The organism is Massilia sp. IC2-476 (genome assembly GCF_020707295.1).
In the GTDB taxonomy this organism is placed as follows: domain Bacteria; phylum Pseudomonadota; class Gammaproteobacteria; order Burkholderiales; family Burkholderiaceae_D; genus Telluria.
Genome location: NZ_JAJFER010000008.1, coordinates 207,844 through 223,261, shown reverse-complemented (window position 1 = coordinate 223,261; position 15,418 = coordinate 207,844). Strand labels below are relative to the sequence as shown.

Annotated in this window: 17 protein-coding genes; 11 read left to right on the top strand and 6 right to left on the bottom strand. The window is 65.4% G+C overall.

Annotation, left to right across the window (positions count from 1 at the left end; all coding sequences use genetic code 11):
- Window positions 1-6: 6 nt before the first annotated feature.
- Both LK539_RS20190 and LK539_RS20185 read right to left on the bottom strand, forming a co-directional pair.
- On the bottom strand, window positions 7-2,787 hold the full coding sequence (locus tag LK539_RS20190) for a pitrilysin family protein (RefSeq protein ID WP_227802856.1): 2,781 nt from the start codon (window positions 2,785-2,787) through the stop codon (window positions 7-9).
- Between the two features lie 299 nt (window positions 2,788-3,086).
- The gene (locus LK539_RS20185) at window positions 3,087-4,226 is read right to left on the bottom strand and encodes a PQQ-dependent sugar dehydrogenase (RefSeq protein WP_227802855.1); all 1,140 of its coding nucleotides are present in this window, start codon (window positions 4,224-4,226) and stop codon (window positions 3,087-3,089) included.
- A gap of 159 nt (window positions 4,227-4,385) precedes the next feature.
- Between LK539_RS20185 and LK539_RS20180 the strand changes: the two genes are divergently transcribed.
- The 4 genes from LK539_RS20180 to LK539_RS20165 all read left to right on the top strand — a co-directional run bounded on the left by LK539_RS20180 (window position 4,386) and on the right by LK539_RS20165 (window position 6,513).
- Window positions 4,386-4,925 carry a DUF882 domain-containing protein gene (locus tag LK539_RS20180; RefSeq protein ID WP_227802854.1) on the top strand — a complete coding sequence of 180 codons (540 nt, stop codon included), beginning with the start codon at window positions 4,386-4,388 and terminating at the stop codon, window positions 4,923-4,925.
- A 4-nt stretch (window positions 4,926-4,929) separates the two neighbouring features.
- Window positions 4,930-5,727 carry a hypothetical protein gene (locus LK539_RS20175; protein WP_227802853.1) on the top strand — a complete coding sequence of 266 codons (798 nt, stop codon included), beginning with the start codon at window positions 4,930-4,932 and terminating at the stop codon, window positions 5,725-5,727.
- A complete protein-coding gene (locus LK539_RS20170; protein ID WP_227802852.1) occupies window positions 5,724-6,020 on the top strand; it encodes a hypothetical protein in 297 nt (98 codons plus the stop codon). Before LK539_RS20175 ends, LK539_RS20170 begins: the two co-directional genes overlap by 4 nt.
- A 70-nt stretch (window positions 6,021-6,090) precedes the next feature.
- The gene (locus LK539_RS20165; protein ID WP_227802851.1) at window positions 6,091-6,513 is read left to right on the top strand and encodes a hypothetical protein; all 423 of its coding nucleotides are present in this window, start codon (window positions 6,091-6,093) and stop codon (window positions 6,511-6,513) included.
- A 15-nt stretch (window positions 6,514-6,528) separates the two neighbouring features.
- Here the strand turns inward: LK539_RS20165 and LK539_RS20160 are convergent, their stop codons facing one another.
- Entirely contained in the window at window positions 6,529-7,068 is a 540-nt protein-coding gene (locus LK539_RS20160; protein ID WP_227802850.1) for a hypothetical protein, read from the bottom strand.
- Window positions 7,069-7,197: 129 nt separating this feature from the next.
- Between LK539_RS20160 and LK539_RS20155 the strand changes: the two genes are divergently transcribed.
- Window positions 7,198-8,511, top strand: a complete 1,314-nt coding sequence (locus LK539_RS20155) for a M20/M25/M40 family metallo-hydrolase (protein WP_227802849.1) — start codon at window positions 7,198-7,200, stop codon at window positions 8,509-8,511.
- A gap of 9 nt (window positions 8,512-8,520) precedes the next feature.
- Here the strand turns inward: LK539_RS20155 and LK539_RS20150 are convergent, their stop codons facing one another.
- Window positions 8,521-8,988: a CBS domain-containing protein gene (locus LK539_RS20150; protein ID WP_227802848.1), complete on the bottom strand. Its 468-nt coding sequence runs from the start codon at window positions 8,986-8,988 to the stop codon at window positions 8,521-8,523.
- A 150-nt stretch (window positions 8,989-9,138) separates the two neighbouring features.
- On the opposite strand from LK539_RS20150, the gene LK539_RS20145 reads away from it, so the two are divergent.
- Both LK539_RS20145 and LK539_RS20140 read left to right on the top strand, forming a co-directional pair.
- A complete protein-coding gene (locus LK539_RS20145) occupies window positions 9,139-10,605 on the top strand; it encodes a sorbosone dehydrogenase family protein (RefSeq protein ID WP_227802847.1) in 1,467 nt (488 codons plus the stop codon).
- A gap of 15 nt (window positions 10,606-10,620) precedes the next feature.
- Entirely contained in the window at window positions 10,621-11,064 is a 444-nt protein-coding gene (locus LK539_RS20140; protein WP_227802846.1) for a thioesterase family protein, read from the top strand.
- Window positions 11,065-11,073: 9 nt separating this feature from the next.
- Here the strand turns inward: LK539_RS20140 and LK539_RS20135 are convergent, their stop codons facing one another.
- Window positions 11,074-11,451, bottom strand: a complete 378-nt coding sequence (locus LK539_RS20135) for a hypothetical protein (RefSeq protein ID WP_227802845.1) — start codon at window positions 11,449-11,451, stop codon at window positions 11,074-11,076.
- A 168-nt stretch (window positions 11,452-11,619) separates the two neighbouring features.
- Here LK539_RS20135 and LK539_RS20130 point away from each other — a divergent pair, with 168 nt between their 5' ends.
- The 3 genes from LK539_RS20130 to LK539_RS20120 are packed head-to-tail and all read left to right on the top strand — an operon-like array spanning window position 11,620 to window position 13,892.
- On the top strand, window positions 11,620-12,201 hold the full coding sequence (locus tag LK539_RS20130) for an RNA polymerase sigma factor (protein WP_227802844.1): 582 nt from the start codon (window positions 11,620-11,622) through the stop codon (window positions 12,199-12,201).
- Window positions 12,202-12,217: 16 nt separating this feature from the next.
- On the top strand, window positions 12,218-12,724 hold the full coding sequence (locus LK539_RS20125; RefSeq protein ID WP_227802843.1) for a hypothetical protein: 507 nt from the start codon (window positions 12,218-12,220) through the stop codon (window positions 12,722-12,724).
- Between the two features lie 31 nt (window positions 12,725-12,755).
- Entirely contained in the window at window positions 12,756-13,892 is a 1,137-nt protein-coding gene (locus tag LK539_RS20120) for a hypothetical protein (RefSeq protein WP_227802842.1), read from the top strand.
- A 71-nt stretch (window positions 13,893-13,963) separates the two neighbouring features.
- Here the strand turns inward: LK539_RS20120 and LK539_RS20115 are convergent, their stop codons facing one another.
- Window positions 13,964-14,452, bottom strand: a complete 489-nt coding sequence (locus LK539_RS20115; RefSeq protein ID WP_227802841.1) for a DUF3016 domain-containing protein — start codon at window positions 14,450-14,452, stop codon at window positions 13,964-13,966.
- Between the two features lie 160 nt (window positions 14,453-14,612).
- Between LK539_RS20115 and LK539_RS20110 the strand changes: the two genes are divergently transcribed.
- Window positions 14,613-15,353, top strand: coding sequence for a DNA-formamidopyrimidine glycosylase family protein (locus LK539_RS20110; protein WP_227802840.1), 741 nt, complete (start codon window positions 14,613-14,615; stop codon window positions 15,351-15,353).
- The last annotated feature ends 65 nt before the right edge of the window (window positions 15,354-15,418 follow it).

Genomic DNA, 15,418 nt, shown 5'->3' with positions numbered 1-15,418 from the left:
TACGGATTACTGCACCGGCTTGCCGTCGGCGTCGATCTTGCGCACTTCGCCGATGTTCAGCGAGCGGATGCCCGCTTCGACCTTGCTCATGTCGCCGACCACGATCCACACCAGGCGGTCCGGCGTGAAGCTGCGGGCCGCCAGCGTGTTGGCCTGCGCCGGGGTCAACGCCGTCACCTTCTGGGTGTAGGTGTTGTAGTAGTCGTCCGGCAGGCCGAACTGCACGATGTTGGTGTAGGCATTGGTCAGCTGGCCGGCCGTCTCGAAGCCGCCCGGCAGGCCTAGCGTGTTGTTGTCGACCGCAGCCTTCAACTCTTCCGCCGTGATCAGCTTGCCGCCCGCGATGTCGCGGTACTCGCGCACCAGTTCCTGCATCGACTCACGGGTCTTGTCGGTCTGCACCGGCGAGACGCTCATGAACGGACGCTGGCCCACGGCCGGCTGCAGCATGCTGCGCACGCCATAGGACCAGTGCTTGTCTTCGCGCAGGTTCATGTTGATGCGCGAATTGAAGGAGCCGCCGAACAGGTGGTTGACGATTTCCAGCGGCAGCGCATCCGGATCGTTGCGCGGCGTGGCCAGCTGGGCGCCCACGATCACGCTCTGCAGCGCGCCCGGACGGTCGACCAGGTAGACCACGCTCTTCTCCGGCGCAGCGACCTTGCCCAGGACCTTCTTCGGCACCTCGCCCGCCTTCCAACCTGCAAAGGCCTTTTCCAGCATCGGCTTGACTTCAGCCAGGGTGGTGTCGCCCACCACCAGCAGGGTGGCGTTGTTCGGCTTGAACCAGGTGGCGTGGTGCTTCACCAGGTCCTCGCGGGTCATGCGCTGCACCGACGCCTCGGTGCCGGTGCCGGTGAAGGGCTTGGCGTAGGCGTGGTCCTGGCCGTACAGAATGCTCGGCAGCACGCGCAGGGCCATCGTCTGCGGTACGGTCTTCTCGCGCGCGATCGCGGCCAGGCGGTCCTTCTGCAGGCGCTCGAACTCGTTCTGCGGGAAGGACGGGTTCAGGATCAGGTCCGAGTACAGGCTCAAGGCCTGCGGCATGGTGGCCTTCAGGGTGTTCAGGTACACCAGGCCGCTGTCCAGGTTGGAGCTCGCGCCGAACTGCGCGCCCATGCTCTCGAAGGCTTCGCCGATTTCCAGCGACTTGCGGGTCTTGGTGCCTTCTTCCAGCATGCGCATGGCGAAGCTGGCCACGCCCGGCTTGTCCTGGGTATCCGAGGCATAGCCGCTGTCGAGCAGCAGCTGGAAGTTGACCACCGGCGCGTCATGGCGCTCGGCCAGCACCACCTTCAGGCCGTTCGACAGGGTCGTCTTCTGCATTTCCGGCAGCTTGAGCGCCATTGGTTTACCCAGCGCCGGTTCCTTGCTGCGGTCCACGCCCGGTTTGCCGGCCACCAGGCCAGTCGGGTACGGGTCGACCTGCAGCACGAAGTCGCCGTCGCTCAGCCAGTCGTTCATGGCCTTCTTCACCGATGCCGGGGTGGCGTCCTTGATGCGCTGCAGGTAGACCTTGTAGCAGTCCGGATTGCCGGTGTAGGTCTGGCACGAGGCCAGCAGGTCGCTCTTGCCGCCGAAGCCGCCCACGCGCTCGATCATGCGGGTATAGCGCGCCAGGATGGTGGTCTTGGCCAGGCGCAGTTCGGCCTCGGTCGGGCCGTTCTTCATCAGGGCCTGCAGCTCTTCGTCCGCGGCGCGTTCCATCTTCGCCACGTCGCCGCCCGGACGCGCGGTCAGGGTCATGTCGAACTGGCCGCCGATTTCCGAGCTGTCGTTGCTGCCGACCGCGCTGGTCGCGATCTGGTCCTTGTACACCAGGCGCTTGTACAGGCGCGAGGTCTTGCCGCCGCCCAGCACCTGGCCGGCCAGGTCGAGCAGCGCTTCTTCCGGCGTGTTCAGGCCCGGCACGTTCCAGGTGCGGTAGATGCGCGATTGCGGCACGCGGTCCTGCACCGTGGTGCGGTGGGTGCCGGTGCGCTTGGCGATCCAGGCTTCATGCTTGGCCAGCGGCGGGCCCGGAGGAATGTGGCCGTAGTACTGCTCGACCTTCTGGCGCGCCACTTCCGGCGTGATGTCGCCGGACAGCACCAGCACAGTGTTGTTCGGGCCGTAGTTGGTCTTGAACCAGTCCTGCACGTCGGTCATCGAGGCCGCGTCCAGGTCTTCCATCTTGCCGATCACGGTCCAGGAGTACGGGTGGCCGACCGGGTAGGTATTGGTCACCAGCAGTTCGTAGGCGACGCCGTAGGGCTGGTTCTCGCCCTGGCGCTTCTCGTTCTGCACCACGCCGCGCTGCAGGTCGAGCGTCTTCTTGTCGACGGTGCCGAGCAGGTGGCCCATGCGGTCGCTCTCGGCGAACAGCGCATAGTCCAGCATCGAAGTCGGCACGTTCTGGAAGTAGTTGGTGCGGTCCTGGTTGGTGGTGCCGTTCAGGTCGGTCGCGCCGATGCCCTGCAGCGCGCTCAGGTAGGTTTTCTTGAAGTTGTCGCTGCCGCCGAACATCAGGTGTTCGAACAGGTGCGCGAAGCCGGTCTTGCCGACCTTTTCATTCTTGGACCCGACGTGGTACCAGGTGTTGACCGCCACCACCGGCGTCTTGTGGTCTTCATGGACCAGCACCGTCAGCCCGTTCTTCAGGGTGAACTTGGTGTACTTGACGTCAGGGATGGGAATGTCGGGCGTGCTGGCCGAGGATTTGGCCGGGGCCGCGCTAGCGGCGGAGACACCAGTGGCGAGCGCGAGCGCTACAGCCATCTGGAGAGTGCGACGAACGAATACTGCCATGCTGCTCCTCCAAAGGATCATCCGGGTCGGGATGGAAAACGGCGGATTGCCGTATGCCGGCCGTTCCGTGCGAGCGGAACGGCCGATCCTTTCATTCTAGGCAGCTTTTGTTATTGCAACAAAGAATAAATTTTATATAAACAAAGATTCCATGCAGCCGGCATTGAATCGTGGGATTTTCGTAGGGGTGGTCCAGTCCAGTGGACTGGACCACGCTCTGCCGACCGCGCGTTCGGCTCAGGCATGTGTCATGGCAATGCATGCACTGGCTGGACGCGCGTTCGGCAAAGCCGAACACCCTACTGCGGAACGATCCGCAGCAGGCTGCCCTTCGGCTCATCCGTGATCGCATACAGGTGACCGTCCGGCCCCTGGCGCACATCGCGCACGCGCTTGCCGATTTCCAAACGCTCCTGCTTCACGACCTTGCCCTGGGCATCGAAGACGACACGGCGGATGTCTTCGGTCGCGAGGCTGCCGGAGAACAGGCTGTTGCGCCAGGCCGGGAAGGCTTGACCCGTGTACCAGGCCAGGCCCGAGGCGCCGGGCGACGGCGACCACGCCACGACCGGCTGCACCATGCCGGGCACCACGCGCTTGCCGACCGGCTCGCGGGTTTTATAGTCCAGACCATAGCTCTGCAGCGGCCAGCCGTAGTTCTTGCCCCCTTCGATCAGGTTGATCTCGTCGCCGCCGCGCGGTCCGTGCTCGCTGGCCCACACCCGGCCCTGCGCATCGACCACCATGCCCTGGATGTTGCGGTGGCCGATGCTCCACAGTTCGGGCAGCGCGCCCTTCTGCGCCGCCAGCGGGTTGCCCGGCGCGGCCTGGCCTTCGGCAGTGAGGCGCAGGATGGCGCCGTTGTGGCTGCCCACGTTCTGGGCCTGGTCGCGCGCCAGCATGTCGCCCACGCGCGCCGGCGGATTGCCGCCGTCGCCAATGCTCATCAGGAGCGTGCCGTCTTTCAGGAACACGATGCGCGAGCCGAAGTGCTGGCCGCCGCTCTTCGACGGCGAGGCCGTGAACAGGGTCTTGATGCCGTGTACGCGCTTGCCGTCGAACACGCCCTGCACCAGCACCGTACGGTTGGCATCCTGGGTGCCGCTGGCCATCGTCATGTACACGCGCGGATTCGGTCCCTTGTCGGATGGATGCACGGCGATGTCGAGCAGGCCGCCCTGCCCTTCCGTGAACAGGTTCGGCAAGCCTTCGACCGGGATGTTCTCGACCTTGTTGCCGTTCACCAGATGCAGCGTGCCCTTCTTGCCGGTGACGAGCAGGCGGCCGTCGGCCAGCCAGGCCATGCCCCAGGGCTGGGGCAGATTCGACGCGACCGTCTCCATCTTCCAGCCCTTGGCTGCCGGCGGATCGCCGCTCACTTCGATGCCCTGCGCCAAGGCACTCGAGCACGCCAACGTAAGCAGGCTGACAACGGACACGGCAATTCCTTGATAACTTGGCATGAAATATCTCCTGGGATTGGTCAAATAATTAATAAAGTCGACTTTTTACCGCATTTTGCTGCATTTTCTCTGCACGTTTAACACAAGAGGCGTAGAATTGACATTTCAGCGAACCAGCCATAAGGATTCCATCCGATGATGCAACGCCGAGCGTTTCTGAAGTCCTCCCTCCTTCTCGCAGCACCCACCCTCAGCATCCCCGCAATTGCCAAAACAGCACAGGCCGTACCCGGCGAGCGTACCCTGCGCCTGTACAACACGCACACCGGCGAAAAGGTGAATACCGTGTTCTGGGCTGAAGGCCAGTTCGTCGAGGATGGGCTGAAGGACCTCAACAAGGTGCTGCGCGACCACCGCAACAACAAGGTGGCGCAGATCGACCCTGAGCTCCTGCTGCTGCTCACCCAGCTGAACGACAAGCTGGACAACAACCGTGAACTGCACATCATTTCCGGCTACCGCTCGCCGGAGTCGAACGCCAAGCTGCACGCCGCCAGCAATGGCGTGGCCAAGCGCAGCCTGCACATGGATGCCAAGGCAATCGACATCCGCCTGCCGGGCAAGGACCTGAAGATGCTGCACAAGGCGGCCATGTCCCTCAAGGGCGGCGGCGTCGGCTATTACGACAGCTCGCAGTTCGTCCACATGGACACCGGCCGCGTCCGTTACTGGTGATCCCATGACGCGGCTTCTGGTCCGCGTCATTCTCGGCCTGGCCGCTCTGGCCGGGCCTGCGGCTGCCCAGGCACAAGCTGCCGGGCAGCCCGCGACCGTCAAGGTGCAATCTACCCGCGACCCGGTCGACAAATCCTACCGGAAAATGATCAAGGGTATGGAACGCTTCGCGCGCGAACATGCCCTGGCGCCCAACGCGCCGCTGCGCTTCCAGCTGCTGCCGCGCCTGCCGACCGTCGACATGACGGGCATTACGCTGCGCATCGCCGGCGACAGCGTCAGCGTGCCGGTCCCGGTCGCGCCCGACAACAGCTTCGTCCTCCCGCGTAATGATGTTGCGCTGCGCGAGGACGCCGCTGTGGTGGCCAACCGCAAAACCACCAGCATGACCTGGCGCGCCCAGGTCATCACGCCCGGCCTGCCGCCCGGCACGCGGCGCCTGGGCGACATGCGCCTGGAGTGCCGGGTCGGCGTCGAAGCCGGCCTGGTTTCCAACAGTTCCCCGCTGTTCCAGTGGATCTCGGAGGCCCTTATCTCGCCCGAGCAGGTGTGCGGCAGCCCCAACGGCAACTACCTGTTCTTCGCCGAGCGTCCCGTGTTCGCGGTGCGCCTGCGTGCCGGCGAGCGCGTCGAGACCCTGCCTTTCAACATGCTGTACGCGGGCGGCGAACAGACCAGGGCCGACCTGCAATACTGCGACTGCCAGGTCATGCTCGACCGCACCTTCTACGCGCCGATCTGGGACCAATCCTGGCCGGACGATACCCTGGTCGAGTTCGAGTACATGGAGGACAGGCCATGAAGCGCGCGCTGCTCGCCCTGCTCCTTCTAGCCGGCTGCGCCAGCTCGCCCGCGCCGTCCGGCGCCCAGGTGGCGGCCGCGCGCCTGCAGCAGACTGTCGTTCCGGGGGTAACCACGAAGGCCCAGCTGCTGACCGCCTTCGGGCCTACGAAGAACGTGGTGTTCGACAGTGGCTACGAGGCCTGGGTCTACCAGTCGCCGGCCGGTGGCGGACGCTTTACGGAATTCGTCGTGCTCATCAATCCTGCCGGGATCGTCACCAAGGCGCGTACGCGCGAAGCAGCGCAGCCCTGATTACCTGACGGGTAATTGCCGCACGCTGGCGGCGGCAGGACACTGAGGGCTCCACATCCAAGGAGCCGACATGAAAACCCTTCTTCCTTCCACCTTCCTGCAACGCGTGCTGCTTGCGGACGCCCTCACCAGCATTCTCGTTGCCGCCCTGCAGCTGGCGCTGACGCGCTCGCTGGCGAACCTGCTGGGCCTTTCCCAGGAATTGCTGTTCGAAACCGGCGCGTTCCTGGCTGGCTATGCCCTGCTGCTGGCCTGGCTTGCACGTGGCAAGCCGGTGCCGGCGCTGCTGCTCTGGATCCTGGTGATCGGTAATGTCGGCTGGGCGCTTGGCTGCGCGCTGGTGGCCGCCATGGAAGGACCCAATGTGCTGGGCCTTGCCTACCTGGCGGTCCAGGCCTTGACGGTGCTCGTGTTCGCCGGCCTGGAGTTGGCGGGAATCCGGAGCTCCGTCCAGGCCGGCGGCGGGCATACGCCCACCGCCGCACTGCGCTGAAGAAGAAAACCTGTCTTAGCGTTTTTCCTTGTTGAGGGCCTGGAGCAGCTTGAAGGCTTCGCTCTCGATCGCCGGCTGAGCGTCCGCCAGTTCCTTGCTGGCCTTGACGTAGGCCGCGCGCTTGCGCTCCTTCTTCTCTTCCGGCGGCACGACCGGCTTGGAGCCCGGAAACATGATCTGCGGGCCGCTGTTGTACTTGTCGTGGATGACTTTCTTGCCGTACGGAGTGTTATAGAAGCGTGTCATTTCGGCCGCGGTGTCGGCCGAAATGACGGACGCCAGCGGCGCCGCGAGACGACGGTGCACCTCGGCGGGCGGCGTCCTGTCGAGCTTGGCGAAGACTTCCTTGCGCTGGGCTTCGCTCGGATAGCGGCTGCGTCCGGCAACGCCCCGCAGGACTTTTTCGACCTGCATCGCGGCCAGCAGGTCCTGCACGGATTTCACGTGGGCGGGATTCGTCGCCGCAGCCTGCGATGGCGCTGCCGCGGGTGCGGCAAACGCGGCGTTGCCGGCGACCAGGGAAAGACCCAGCACAACTTGGACAGCAAACTTCATGCGTTTCCTTTCAATGAGGATGTGTTCGCGGTCCAGTGTAGGGGAGTTGTTGCTCAGCTCGCAAGCGTGTTTTGTTGCGTGCTCTTGGCCGTAGTAAAGTTGTGCATCTCGATCACACAGGATGCCGACATGCCGCGCAAGCTCGCCCTTTCCCTCGTATTGACAGCGCTTCTCTCCGCAGGCGCACAGGCGCAGGGCCTGTCCGCGGTCGAGCAGCGCATCGCGGACGAGGTCAGGGCCTGGCAGCCGGAGGCAATCAACCTGCTGGAACGCAGCGCGCGCATCAACAGCGGCACCCTGAACCTGGCCGGCGTGCGGGCCACCGGCGACGTGTTCCGCAAGGAGCTGGAAGCGCTCGGCTTCAAGACAGTCTGGATCGACATGCCGCGCGAGATGAACCGCGCCGGGCACCTGATCGCGAACCGCAGGGGCCCACAGGGTAAAGTCAAAGGCAAGCGCCTGCTGCTGCTCGGCCACCTCGACACCGTGTTCGAAGCCGATGCGCCGGGCCCGCTATGGGAACGCGACAGCGCCACCACGGCGCGCGGCCAGGGCGTGGGCGACATGAAGGGTGGGAACGTGGTGGTCATTGCCGCCCTGCGCGCCCTGCACCGCGCCGGCGCGCTCGACAACACCAGCATCACCGTCGTTCTCACCGGCGACGAGGAAGAAGCCGGCCATCCGCGCGAAATCTCGCGCCGCGACATGATCGAGCTGGCCAAACGCAGCGACGTCGCGCTCAGCTTCGAGGGCGCAGTCACGGGACCGGACGGCCAGGCGATGGCCACCGTCGGACGGCGCGCCACCGCCAGCTTCGACCTCGACGTCACCGGTCGCCAGGGCCACTCGCAGGGCGTGTTCGGCAATGCCGGCTATGGCGCCGTGTACGAGGCGGCGCGCATCCTCGACGGCTTCCGCCAGCACGTGGTCGAGCCGGGCCTGACCTTCAACCCGGGTGTGATCCTGGGCGGCACCGACGTCGCCTACGACGAAGCCAACGCCAAAGGAACGGCCGCCGGCAAGACCAACGTCATCGCCAACAAGGTGGTCGTGCGCGGCGACCTGCGCTACCTCGACTATGCCCAGCGCGACCGCGCCCAGGCCCGCATGCGCGAGATCGTCGCGCAGAGCCTGCCGGGCGCCGGCGCGAGCATCGCTTTCCGCGATTCCTATCCGCCGATGGCGGTCACGCCGGGCAACCTGAAGCTGCTGGCGCTGTATTCGCAGGCCAGCAGCGACGCCGGGCTCGGCCCGGTGGGCACGGTGCCGCCGACGGCGCGTGGGGCCGGCGACGTCCAGTTCGTGGCGCCGCTGATCGACAGTCTCGACGGCCTGGGGGCGAGCGGCGGCGCGGCGCACTCGCCGAACGAGCGCGTCGACCTGACTTCGCTGGAGCGTTCCGCGATCCGCGCCGCGCTCCTGATGTACCGCCTGACGCGCTAAGCTGCTGCCTTAATTCTTGGACGTGGTCGGCTGCTTCCCGGTGGCCGGACGCTGGGGCGGCGCGGCGCGCGAAATGTCGTCCAGCGTGCTCTCGACCGGCGCCCCCTGCCGGGTCGCCAGGTCGCCCAGCGAGACCATGCCGGCCAGCTCCATGCTGTCGCGCTCGAGCACCGGAATGCGGCGCACTTGCTGGTCGCCCATCTGCTGCAGCACCTCGCCCACCGACTGGTCGGCGAAGCACCAGGACACGTCCTTGCTCATCACCTCGGCGATGGTCGCGTCGCCCGGCCCCACGCCGCGCGCCACCGCGCGCACGGCAATATCGCGGTCGGTGACCATGCCCATCAGGCGCCGGCCCTCGCACACGGGCAGCGCACCCACGTCGAGGTCGCGCATCAGTTGCGCCGCTTCCTGCAGCCTGGCGTCGGGCGGGATGGCGCGCACGTCGCGCGTCATGATCTCGGAAATTGCTTGCATGATGTTCTCCCTTTGAAACGGTGAGTGAATTCCCCTTGGGGAGGGTTAGACCATGCACCGTTGGCAGGAATTTCAATGGCAAAGCAGGTAATTACTGGCAAAATGAACGCTACCGATGTGCCGGCAAACCTTGAACTCCGGGAGACTGTCATGCGTGCGTGGACTCACCTGCAGGTCCTTGTGCTGATCCTTGTCGCCTGTTTGAGCGCCTGCGGCGGGGGCGGCGGCAATCCCGGTACGCCCGGCGTCCCGCCGGCCCCACAGCCCCCGGCGGCCATGACCGGCTCGCTGGCCGTCACCACCGGCGGCCTGCCCGCGGGCGTGAACGCCTCGGTGCGCGTCAACGGTCCGGCCAGCTACCAGCAAGACCTCACCGCTACCCAGACCCTGTCAAACCTCGCGCCCGGCAGCTACAACATCGCCGCCAACCCGGTCACGGCCGGCGGCATCACCTACACGCCCTCGCCCGCCACGCAGAGCGCGGTGGTCAGCGCCGGCGCCACGGCCAGCGCCACCGTCACCTATGCGGGCGCGGCCGTGAACATCGCGCTGAGCCAGGTGGCGGTCAACCTCGACAACCCGACCTATCTCACCGCCCCCACCGGGGACACGCGCCTGTTCGTGGTCGAACGGCCGGGACGCATCCGCATCGTCGAGAACGGCATCACGCTCGGCACGCCCTTCCTCGACATCAGCGGCCGCGTGTTTACCGGCGGCGAAGGCGGGCTGCTGTCGATGGCCTTCGATCCGCAATACGCGCGCAACGGTTACTTCTACATCTACTACACCGATCCGCAGCAGAACATCGTCATCGAGCGCCTGAGCGTGGGCAGCAACCCGAACCTGGCCGACCCGACTTCCAGCCTGCCCATCCTGCGCGTCCCCCACCCGACCTACACCAACCATTTCGGTGGCCAGCTCGCCTTCGGCCCGGACGGCAACCTGTACATCGGCACCGGCGATGGCGGCGGCGCCGGCGACCCGCTAGGCAACGGCCAGAACCTGAACTCCCTGCTCGGCAAGCTGCTGCGCATCGACGTGCGCGCCGCCGCGCCCGGCCAGCCCTACGCGATCCCGGCCGGCAACCCGTACGCGAACCAGGCCAACCGGCGCGCCGAGATCTGGGCTTCCGGATTGCGCAATCCCTGGCGCTTTGCGTTCGATGCAAGCCAGCTCTACCTCAGCGATGTCGGCCAGGACCGGCGCGAAGAGGTCAATATCGGCGCGCTTGACGCGGCCGGGCTCAATTACGGCTGGAACACGATGGAAGGCACGCTGTGCTACAACGCCGCCACCTGCGACCGTACCGGCCTGACCTTGCCCGCCTTCGAATACGACCACGGCACGAACGATGCGAACGGCTGCTCGATCACGGGCGGCTTCGTCTACCGCGGCAGCGCGATGCCCGAACTGGCCGGGCGCTACTTCTACTCGGATTACTGCCGCGGCTTCCTGAAAAGCTTCCTGGCCAGCGGCAGCAGTGTCAGCGAGCAGCGCGAATGGAACGTGGGCAGCATCGGCAACGTCGTCTCCTTCGGCAAGGATGGTCAGGGCGAGTTGTACCTCATGACGTCGCGCGGCATCCTCTATAGAATTGGACGATCGACTACTCCATGAGTTTAGAATAGAGAGATGGCACGCTTACAACTTACCTTCCCCGAAGACCAGTTCTACTATTCCACCCCGATGTCGGTGCGCGTCACCGACATCAATGCCGGCAACCACCTCGGCAACGACTCGATGATCTCGATGATCTCCGAGGCGCGGGCGCGTTTCCTGTTCGAGTTCGGCGTGGCCGAGACCGAGCGCGACGGCACCGGCATCATCGTCACCGACCTGGCGACCACCTACCGCGCCGAAGCGCATGCGCGCGACCAGCTGCTGTTCGAGGTAGGGGTGATGGACTTCAACAAATACGGCGGCGACATCATCTTCCGCATCACCCGCCCGCGCGACCGCAAGCTGATCGCCATGGCCAAGTCCGGCTTCGTCTTCTTCAACTACAAGACCAGCCAGGTCGTGATGATGCCGGAGGAGTTCCGCGGCAAGTTTGACCGGGTCAACTGGGTCGACTGAGAGCGCAGCTCAGCTCTTGTGGATAGGCGGAACGACCTTTTCCGCTTCGGCCCGGCAGTTCTCGAGCTTCGCATCACCCGCATCCACCGGGCCATACCATTGGCGCACGCCGAGAAAACCGCCGGTGCGCAGGATCCAGGCTTTCGCCGTCGACGTGTCGTACACCACCTTGTGCCGGAATCCGTCGCTGACGAATTCCGGTGACGGCAGGCGCAGGTGCAGCAAGTCGCCTGTCTTCGAGAATGCCGGCAGCTTCACGGCCGATATCGGCGCAAGAAAGCCGCCGAAGGTGATGCCGTAGCGCTTGGCCAGCGCGTCCAGTTCCGGACAGGCGCTCGCCGGTGCGCAGAGCAGCCATGCGGCGAGGGCGGCGAAGCAGCGTTTCATGGGGAGCTCCATTCTCCTGCTGGGGTATCAGGCATTCTCCCCCAACGATAGCAAAAGCCTGGCCCAGAAAACACGCGCTTTGTCACTCGCCACCGGCCGGCTCGGCAGTTTCCAAAAAAGCTGGAACTTTTCGTCACCGCCGCCGGAATACGGGTAAAGATGACAACCATGACGACCTTGCCCCTCGAGACCGCCGACCACGAACTGCTGCGCCTGATGCATGCGGGCCGCGCCGACGCCTTTACGGCGCTGTACCGGCGCCACCAGGGTCCGCTGTACCGCTATTGCCTGATGCGCTGCGGCGCGCCGGAGATGGCGGCGGACGTGGTGCAGGAAGCCTTCATGGGCTTGCTGACCCAGCGCTTCGGCTTCGACCCGCTGCGAGGCCAGCTGCAGCACTTCCTGTTCGGGGTGGCGCGCAATCTGGTGCTGAAGCTGGAGGAAGCGCGCCATCGCCAGGTGGCGCTGCCGGAGGCCGACGAGGATGGGGAGCTGGAGCTGGACGCCGCCGGTGAAGGTGCCGAGCCCCTCGCCCGCCTGCTGGGCAATGAGGCGGCCGAGGAAGTGCGGCGGGCATTGGCCCTGCTGCCGGCGCACTACCGCGACGTGGTCATCCTGTATGAACTGCATGAACTGTCGTACCAGGAGATCGCCACGGTCTGCCAGGTCGACATCGGCACCGTGCGCTCACGCCTGTCGCGTGGCCGGGCGGCCCTGGCGAAGCGCCTCCGGGCGCATGCGCCTGCCTAGCGAATGGATGGAGTCAATGATGGACATGAACAGGAATGGAATAAACGACGGCCCAGATGCAAAGCTGAGCGCTGCCTTTGCCGCGCTGCGCGGCGAGCTGGCCGGCCTCGACGCCCCGCCCTGTGTCGAAAAGGAGTTGATGCAGGCCTTCAAGCGCCAGCACAAGCCGAAACGCCGCTGGTACCAGGTCCTGAGCCTGCCGCAATGGGGCACCGCCGGCGCGCTGTGCTCGCTGACCGTGGTGGTCCTGCTGCTGGCGCAGGCGCCGCACGAAGCGGTGCGCGTGAGCAGCCAGCCGCTGGTCAGCTTCGACAACGGCGCCGCCTTCGTGGCCCTCGACACGCTCGAGCGCATCGAAGCCGAGCCCGACGCCCAGCTGGTCGAGGCCGAGGTGCCACGCACCGCGCTGGCGCCGCTCGGCGTGCCGGTCAGCCCGGAAAACGCGGCCGACACCGTGCGGGCCGAGATGCTTGTCGCCGCTGACGGCCACCCGCTGGCCGTGCGGCTCAGTTCCGTCAACTAAAAAACGATACAACTCACCACAAGAGGATGCGATGACGACGAAGAAGATCTTGATTGCTGCACTGCTGGCCAGTGTCCTGGCGCCGGCCCTGGCCGAGGACATGGGCTTCGAGGACGAACCGGCTAGCAGCCGCCGCATCGTCATCCGCACGCCGGACAACGGCCAGGTCAGGCTCGGCAACCTGGAGCCGCTCACGGTGTTGAACGGGATCGACAGCCACGCCCTGCTGGTACACCACGCCAGGATGGTCAAGAACGCGCCCTACCGCGCCGAGATGGTGTCCGAGAAGGTCCAGACGCTGGGCGACGGCAACCAGATCGTCAAGAAGAACAGCTCGAGGAGCTACCGCGACAGCGCCGGCCGCAGCCGCACCGAAGTGCTCGGCCCCGACGGCGAGGTGGTCAGCGTCACCATCGCCGATCCGGTGGAAGGCGTGCGCTACGTCCTGCGTCCGCGCGACAAGAGCGCAATCAAGATTGTGGCGCCAAACACCACTGCCATCGCAGCCCGTGAGCAGTCCCGCGCCGCTGCTGCCGCAGCCCGCGCCGCGAGCGCCGAGGCACGGGTCGCCGGCGCCCAGGCACGCGTCGCCGCCGAGCAGGCGCGTGCCCGCATCGAGGAGCTGCGCCGCGAAGGCAAGCTGCCCGATGGCGAGCGCGTGATCATCAAGCAGGTGGAGCGCCCGGGCGGCATCAGTGGCGAGCACAAGGACGTTCAGATCCGCATCGCGCAGGTGGCGGGAGCGCAGGCCGCGGCGCGCGTGGCGCCGATGATCGCCGGCGCCATCGGCGAGCACAAATGGGCCGCGAAGGCGGAGTCGAAGGACCTCGGCACCCGCGAGTTCAACGGCGTAAAGGCCAACGGCACCCTGCGCAGCTACGAGATCCCGGCCGGCGAGATCGGCAACCGCAATGCCATCGTGGTCAGCACCGAAACCTGGATCTCGCCGGAGCTGCAGGCCGTGGTTTACCAGAAGCGCAGCGATCCGCGCAGCGGCGAGTCGGTGTTCCGCCTGGAAGACCTCAAGCGCGAGGAACCGGCCGCTGCCCTGTTCACCGTGCCCTCGGGCTACACCGTCAAGGACCCGCGGGCGGTGGCGAAGGAAGCAGCCGAGGAAGCAGCCGATAAAGCGGCGGCGGCGCGCGCTGGGATGGATAGCAAGGGCTGACTCGCCCCTGCGGAAACGAGAAACGGCGCCATCGGCGCCGTTTTTTTACGCGTGCAACAAGTGCAGAGGCATCAGGACTTCTTGTGCAGGATGGCCTTGTTGAACCAATCCTCGACCATGCGCTTCTCGTAGCGCAGGCGGTCGCCGTCGGTCAGGCGGTTGATGCGGTTCATGTAGTTCATGTCCGTCAGCCTTTCCTGGCCGCTGGAGATCACCTGGCCATTGCTGGTCAGGGTGTAGCGCAGGTTCATGATCGGCCAGTCGGCGCCGCCCTTCAGCACGCGCAGGTCGCGGCCGCTGCGGGTGCCCGGATATTCACGGCCCGCCAGGTCGATGTCGGTTACCTCCACCGTCAGGTCCTGCCCCGGCGGCAGCTGCTTGCCGATTTCGGCGAAGAAGGCCGCCAGGTCGTCCAGCACTTCCTTGCGTTCCCACGGCGCGAACGGCAGGTCCGAGAACTTGTCGGAATCCACATAATTGACGGTCACGCCCGCCGAGGCGGCGCCGGGACCCAGCGCGAGCAGGCCTGCAAGGGCCACCTTGCCAATCACCGATTTCATTGCTTTCCCTTTCGTCGTTTCGTACTGGTTCATGTTCCGAATATACGCCCTTTGCGCCGTCTTTCCAGTGCTCCTTTGTCGAAGTTTTGTATCCAAATGTTAGGCCCCGCACACCGGTTTTCGCTGGCTCAGCCGACAATGGCACGGAGGAGGTCGCATTGTGCCCGAAGGACCATCGCTATATATCTTGAAGGAACTGGTTACCGACTTCACGGGCCAGGAAATCGTCCGCGCCGACGGCAACGTCCGCGCCATCGATCCGGCACGCCTGGTCGGCCAGCGCATCGATGCGATCCACACCTGGGGCAAGCACCTGCTGATCGACACCGAGGAGATGGTGGTGCGGGTGCACTTCCTGTTGTTCGGCACCTACCGTATCAACGAAGGGCGCGAAGGAAAGACGCCGCGCCTGTCGCTCGAGACCGCGAATGGCGATGTGCTCAACCTGTACGCCTGCCAGGTCAAGGAAATCGACCGCGCTACCTATGAAGCCTACGATTTCAGCGCCGACGTCATGTCGGACGCCTGGGATCCGAAGAAGGCGCGCAAGAAGCTGCGCGCCAATCCCGAGATGCTGGCCTGCGACGCCCTGCTCGACCAGGACATCTTTTCCGGGGTCGGCAACATCATCAAGAACGAAGTGCTGTTCCGCATCCGCGTGCATCCGCTTTCGACCGTGGGCGCCCTGCCCGCTCCCAAGCTGCGCGCGCTGGTCGACGAAGCGCGTCAATACAGCTTCGATTTCCTGGAATGGAAACGTCAATATGTGCTCAAGCAGCACTGGCTGGCCCATGCAAAGCGCATCTGCCCGCGCTGCGACATTCCCTTCAAGAAGGCGCATCTAGGCCACAGCAACCGCCGCAGCTTTTACTGTGAAAACTGCCAAAAACGCTACATTTGAGGGCGTTTTTCTCCATTTTTCTTATCTATCTCACATAGCTTGGGGCGATGTGACATCGTTAACCA

What these genes read in the sequence shown, in the direction of transcription:
- LK539_RS20175 (WP_227802853.1), top strand. Translation starts at nt 4,930, where the DNA reads ATGACGCGGCTTCTGGTCCGCGTCATTCTCGGCCTGGCCGCTCTGGCC.
- LK539_RS20145 (WP_227802847.1), top strand. Translation starts at nt 9,139, where the DNA reads ATGCGTGCGTGGACTCACCTGCAGGTCCTTGTGCTGATCCTTGTCGCC.
- LK539_RS20125 (WP_227802843.1), top strand. Translation starts at nt 12,218, where the DNA reads ATGATGGACATGAACAGGAATGGAATAAACGACGGCCCAGATGCAAAG.
- LK539_RS20190 (WP_227802856.1), bottom strand. Translation starts at nt 2,787, where the DNA reads ATGGCAGTATTCGTTCGTCGCACTCTCCAGATGGCTGTAGCGCTCGCG.
- LK539_RS20150 (WP_227802848.1), bottom strand. Translation starts at nt 8,988, where the DNA reads ATGCAAGCAATTTCCGAGATCATGACGCGCGACGTGCGCGCCATCCCG.
- LK539_RS20115 (WP_227802841.1), bottom strand. Translation starts at nt 14,452, where the DNA reads ATGAAATCGGTGATTGGCAAGGTGGCCCTTGCAGGCCTGCTCGCGCTG.
- LK539_RS20130 (WP_227802844.1), top strand. Translation starts at nt 11,620, where the DNA reads ATGACGACCTTGCCCCTCGAGACCGCCGACCACGAACTGCTGCGCCTG.
- LK539_RS20160 (WP_227802850.1), bottom strand. Translation starts at nt 7,068, where the DNA reads ATGAAGTTTGCTGTCCAAGTTGTGCTGGGTCTTTCCCTGGTCGCCGGC.
- LK539_RS20135 (WP_227802845.1), bottom strand. Translation starts at nt 11,451, where the DNA reads ATGAAACGCTGCTTCGCCGCCCTCGCCGCATGGCTGCTCTGCGCACCG.
- LK539_RS20170 (WP_227802852.1), top strand. Translation starts at nt 5,724, where the DNA reads ATGAAGCGCGCGCTGCTCGCCCTGCTCCTTCTAGCCGGCTGCGCCAGC.
- LK539_RS20165 (WP_227802851.1), top strand. Translation starts at nt 6,091, where the DNA reads ATGAAAACCCTTCTTCCTTCCACCTTCCTGCAACGCGTGCTGCTTGCG.
- LK539_RS20155 (WP_227802849.1), top strand. Translation starts at nt 7,198, where the DNA reads ATGCCGCGCAAGCTCGCCCTTTCCCTCGTATTGACAGCGCTTCTCTCC.
- LK539_RS20140 (WP_227802846.1), top strand. Translation starts at nt 10,621, where the DNA reads ATGGCACGCTTACAACTTACCTTCCCCGAAGACCAGTTCTACTATTCC.
- LK539_RS20180 (WP_227802854.1), top strand. Translation starts at nt 4,386, where the DNA reads ATGATGCAACGCCGAGCGTTTCTGAAGTCCTCCCTCCTTCTCGCAGCA.
- LK539_RS20120 (WP_227802842.1), top strand. Translation starts at nt 12,756, where the DNA reads ATGACGACGAAGAAGATCTTGATTGCTGCACTGCTGGCCAGTGTCCTG.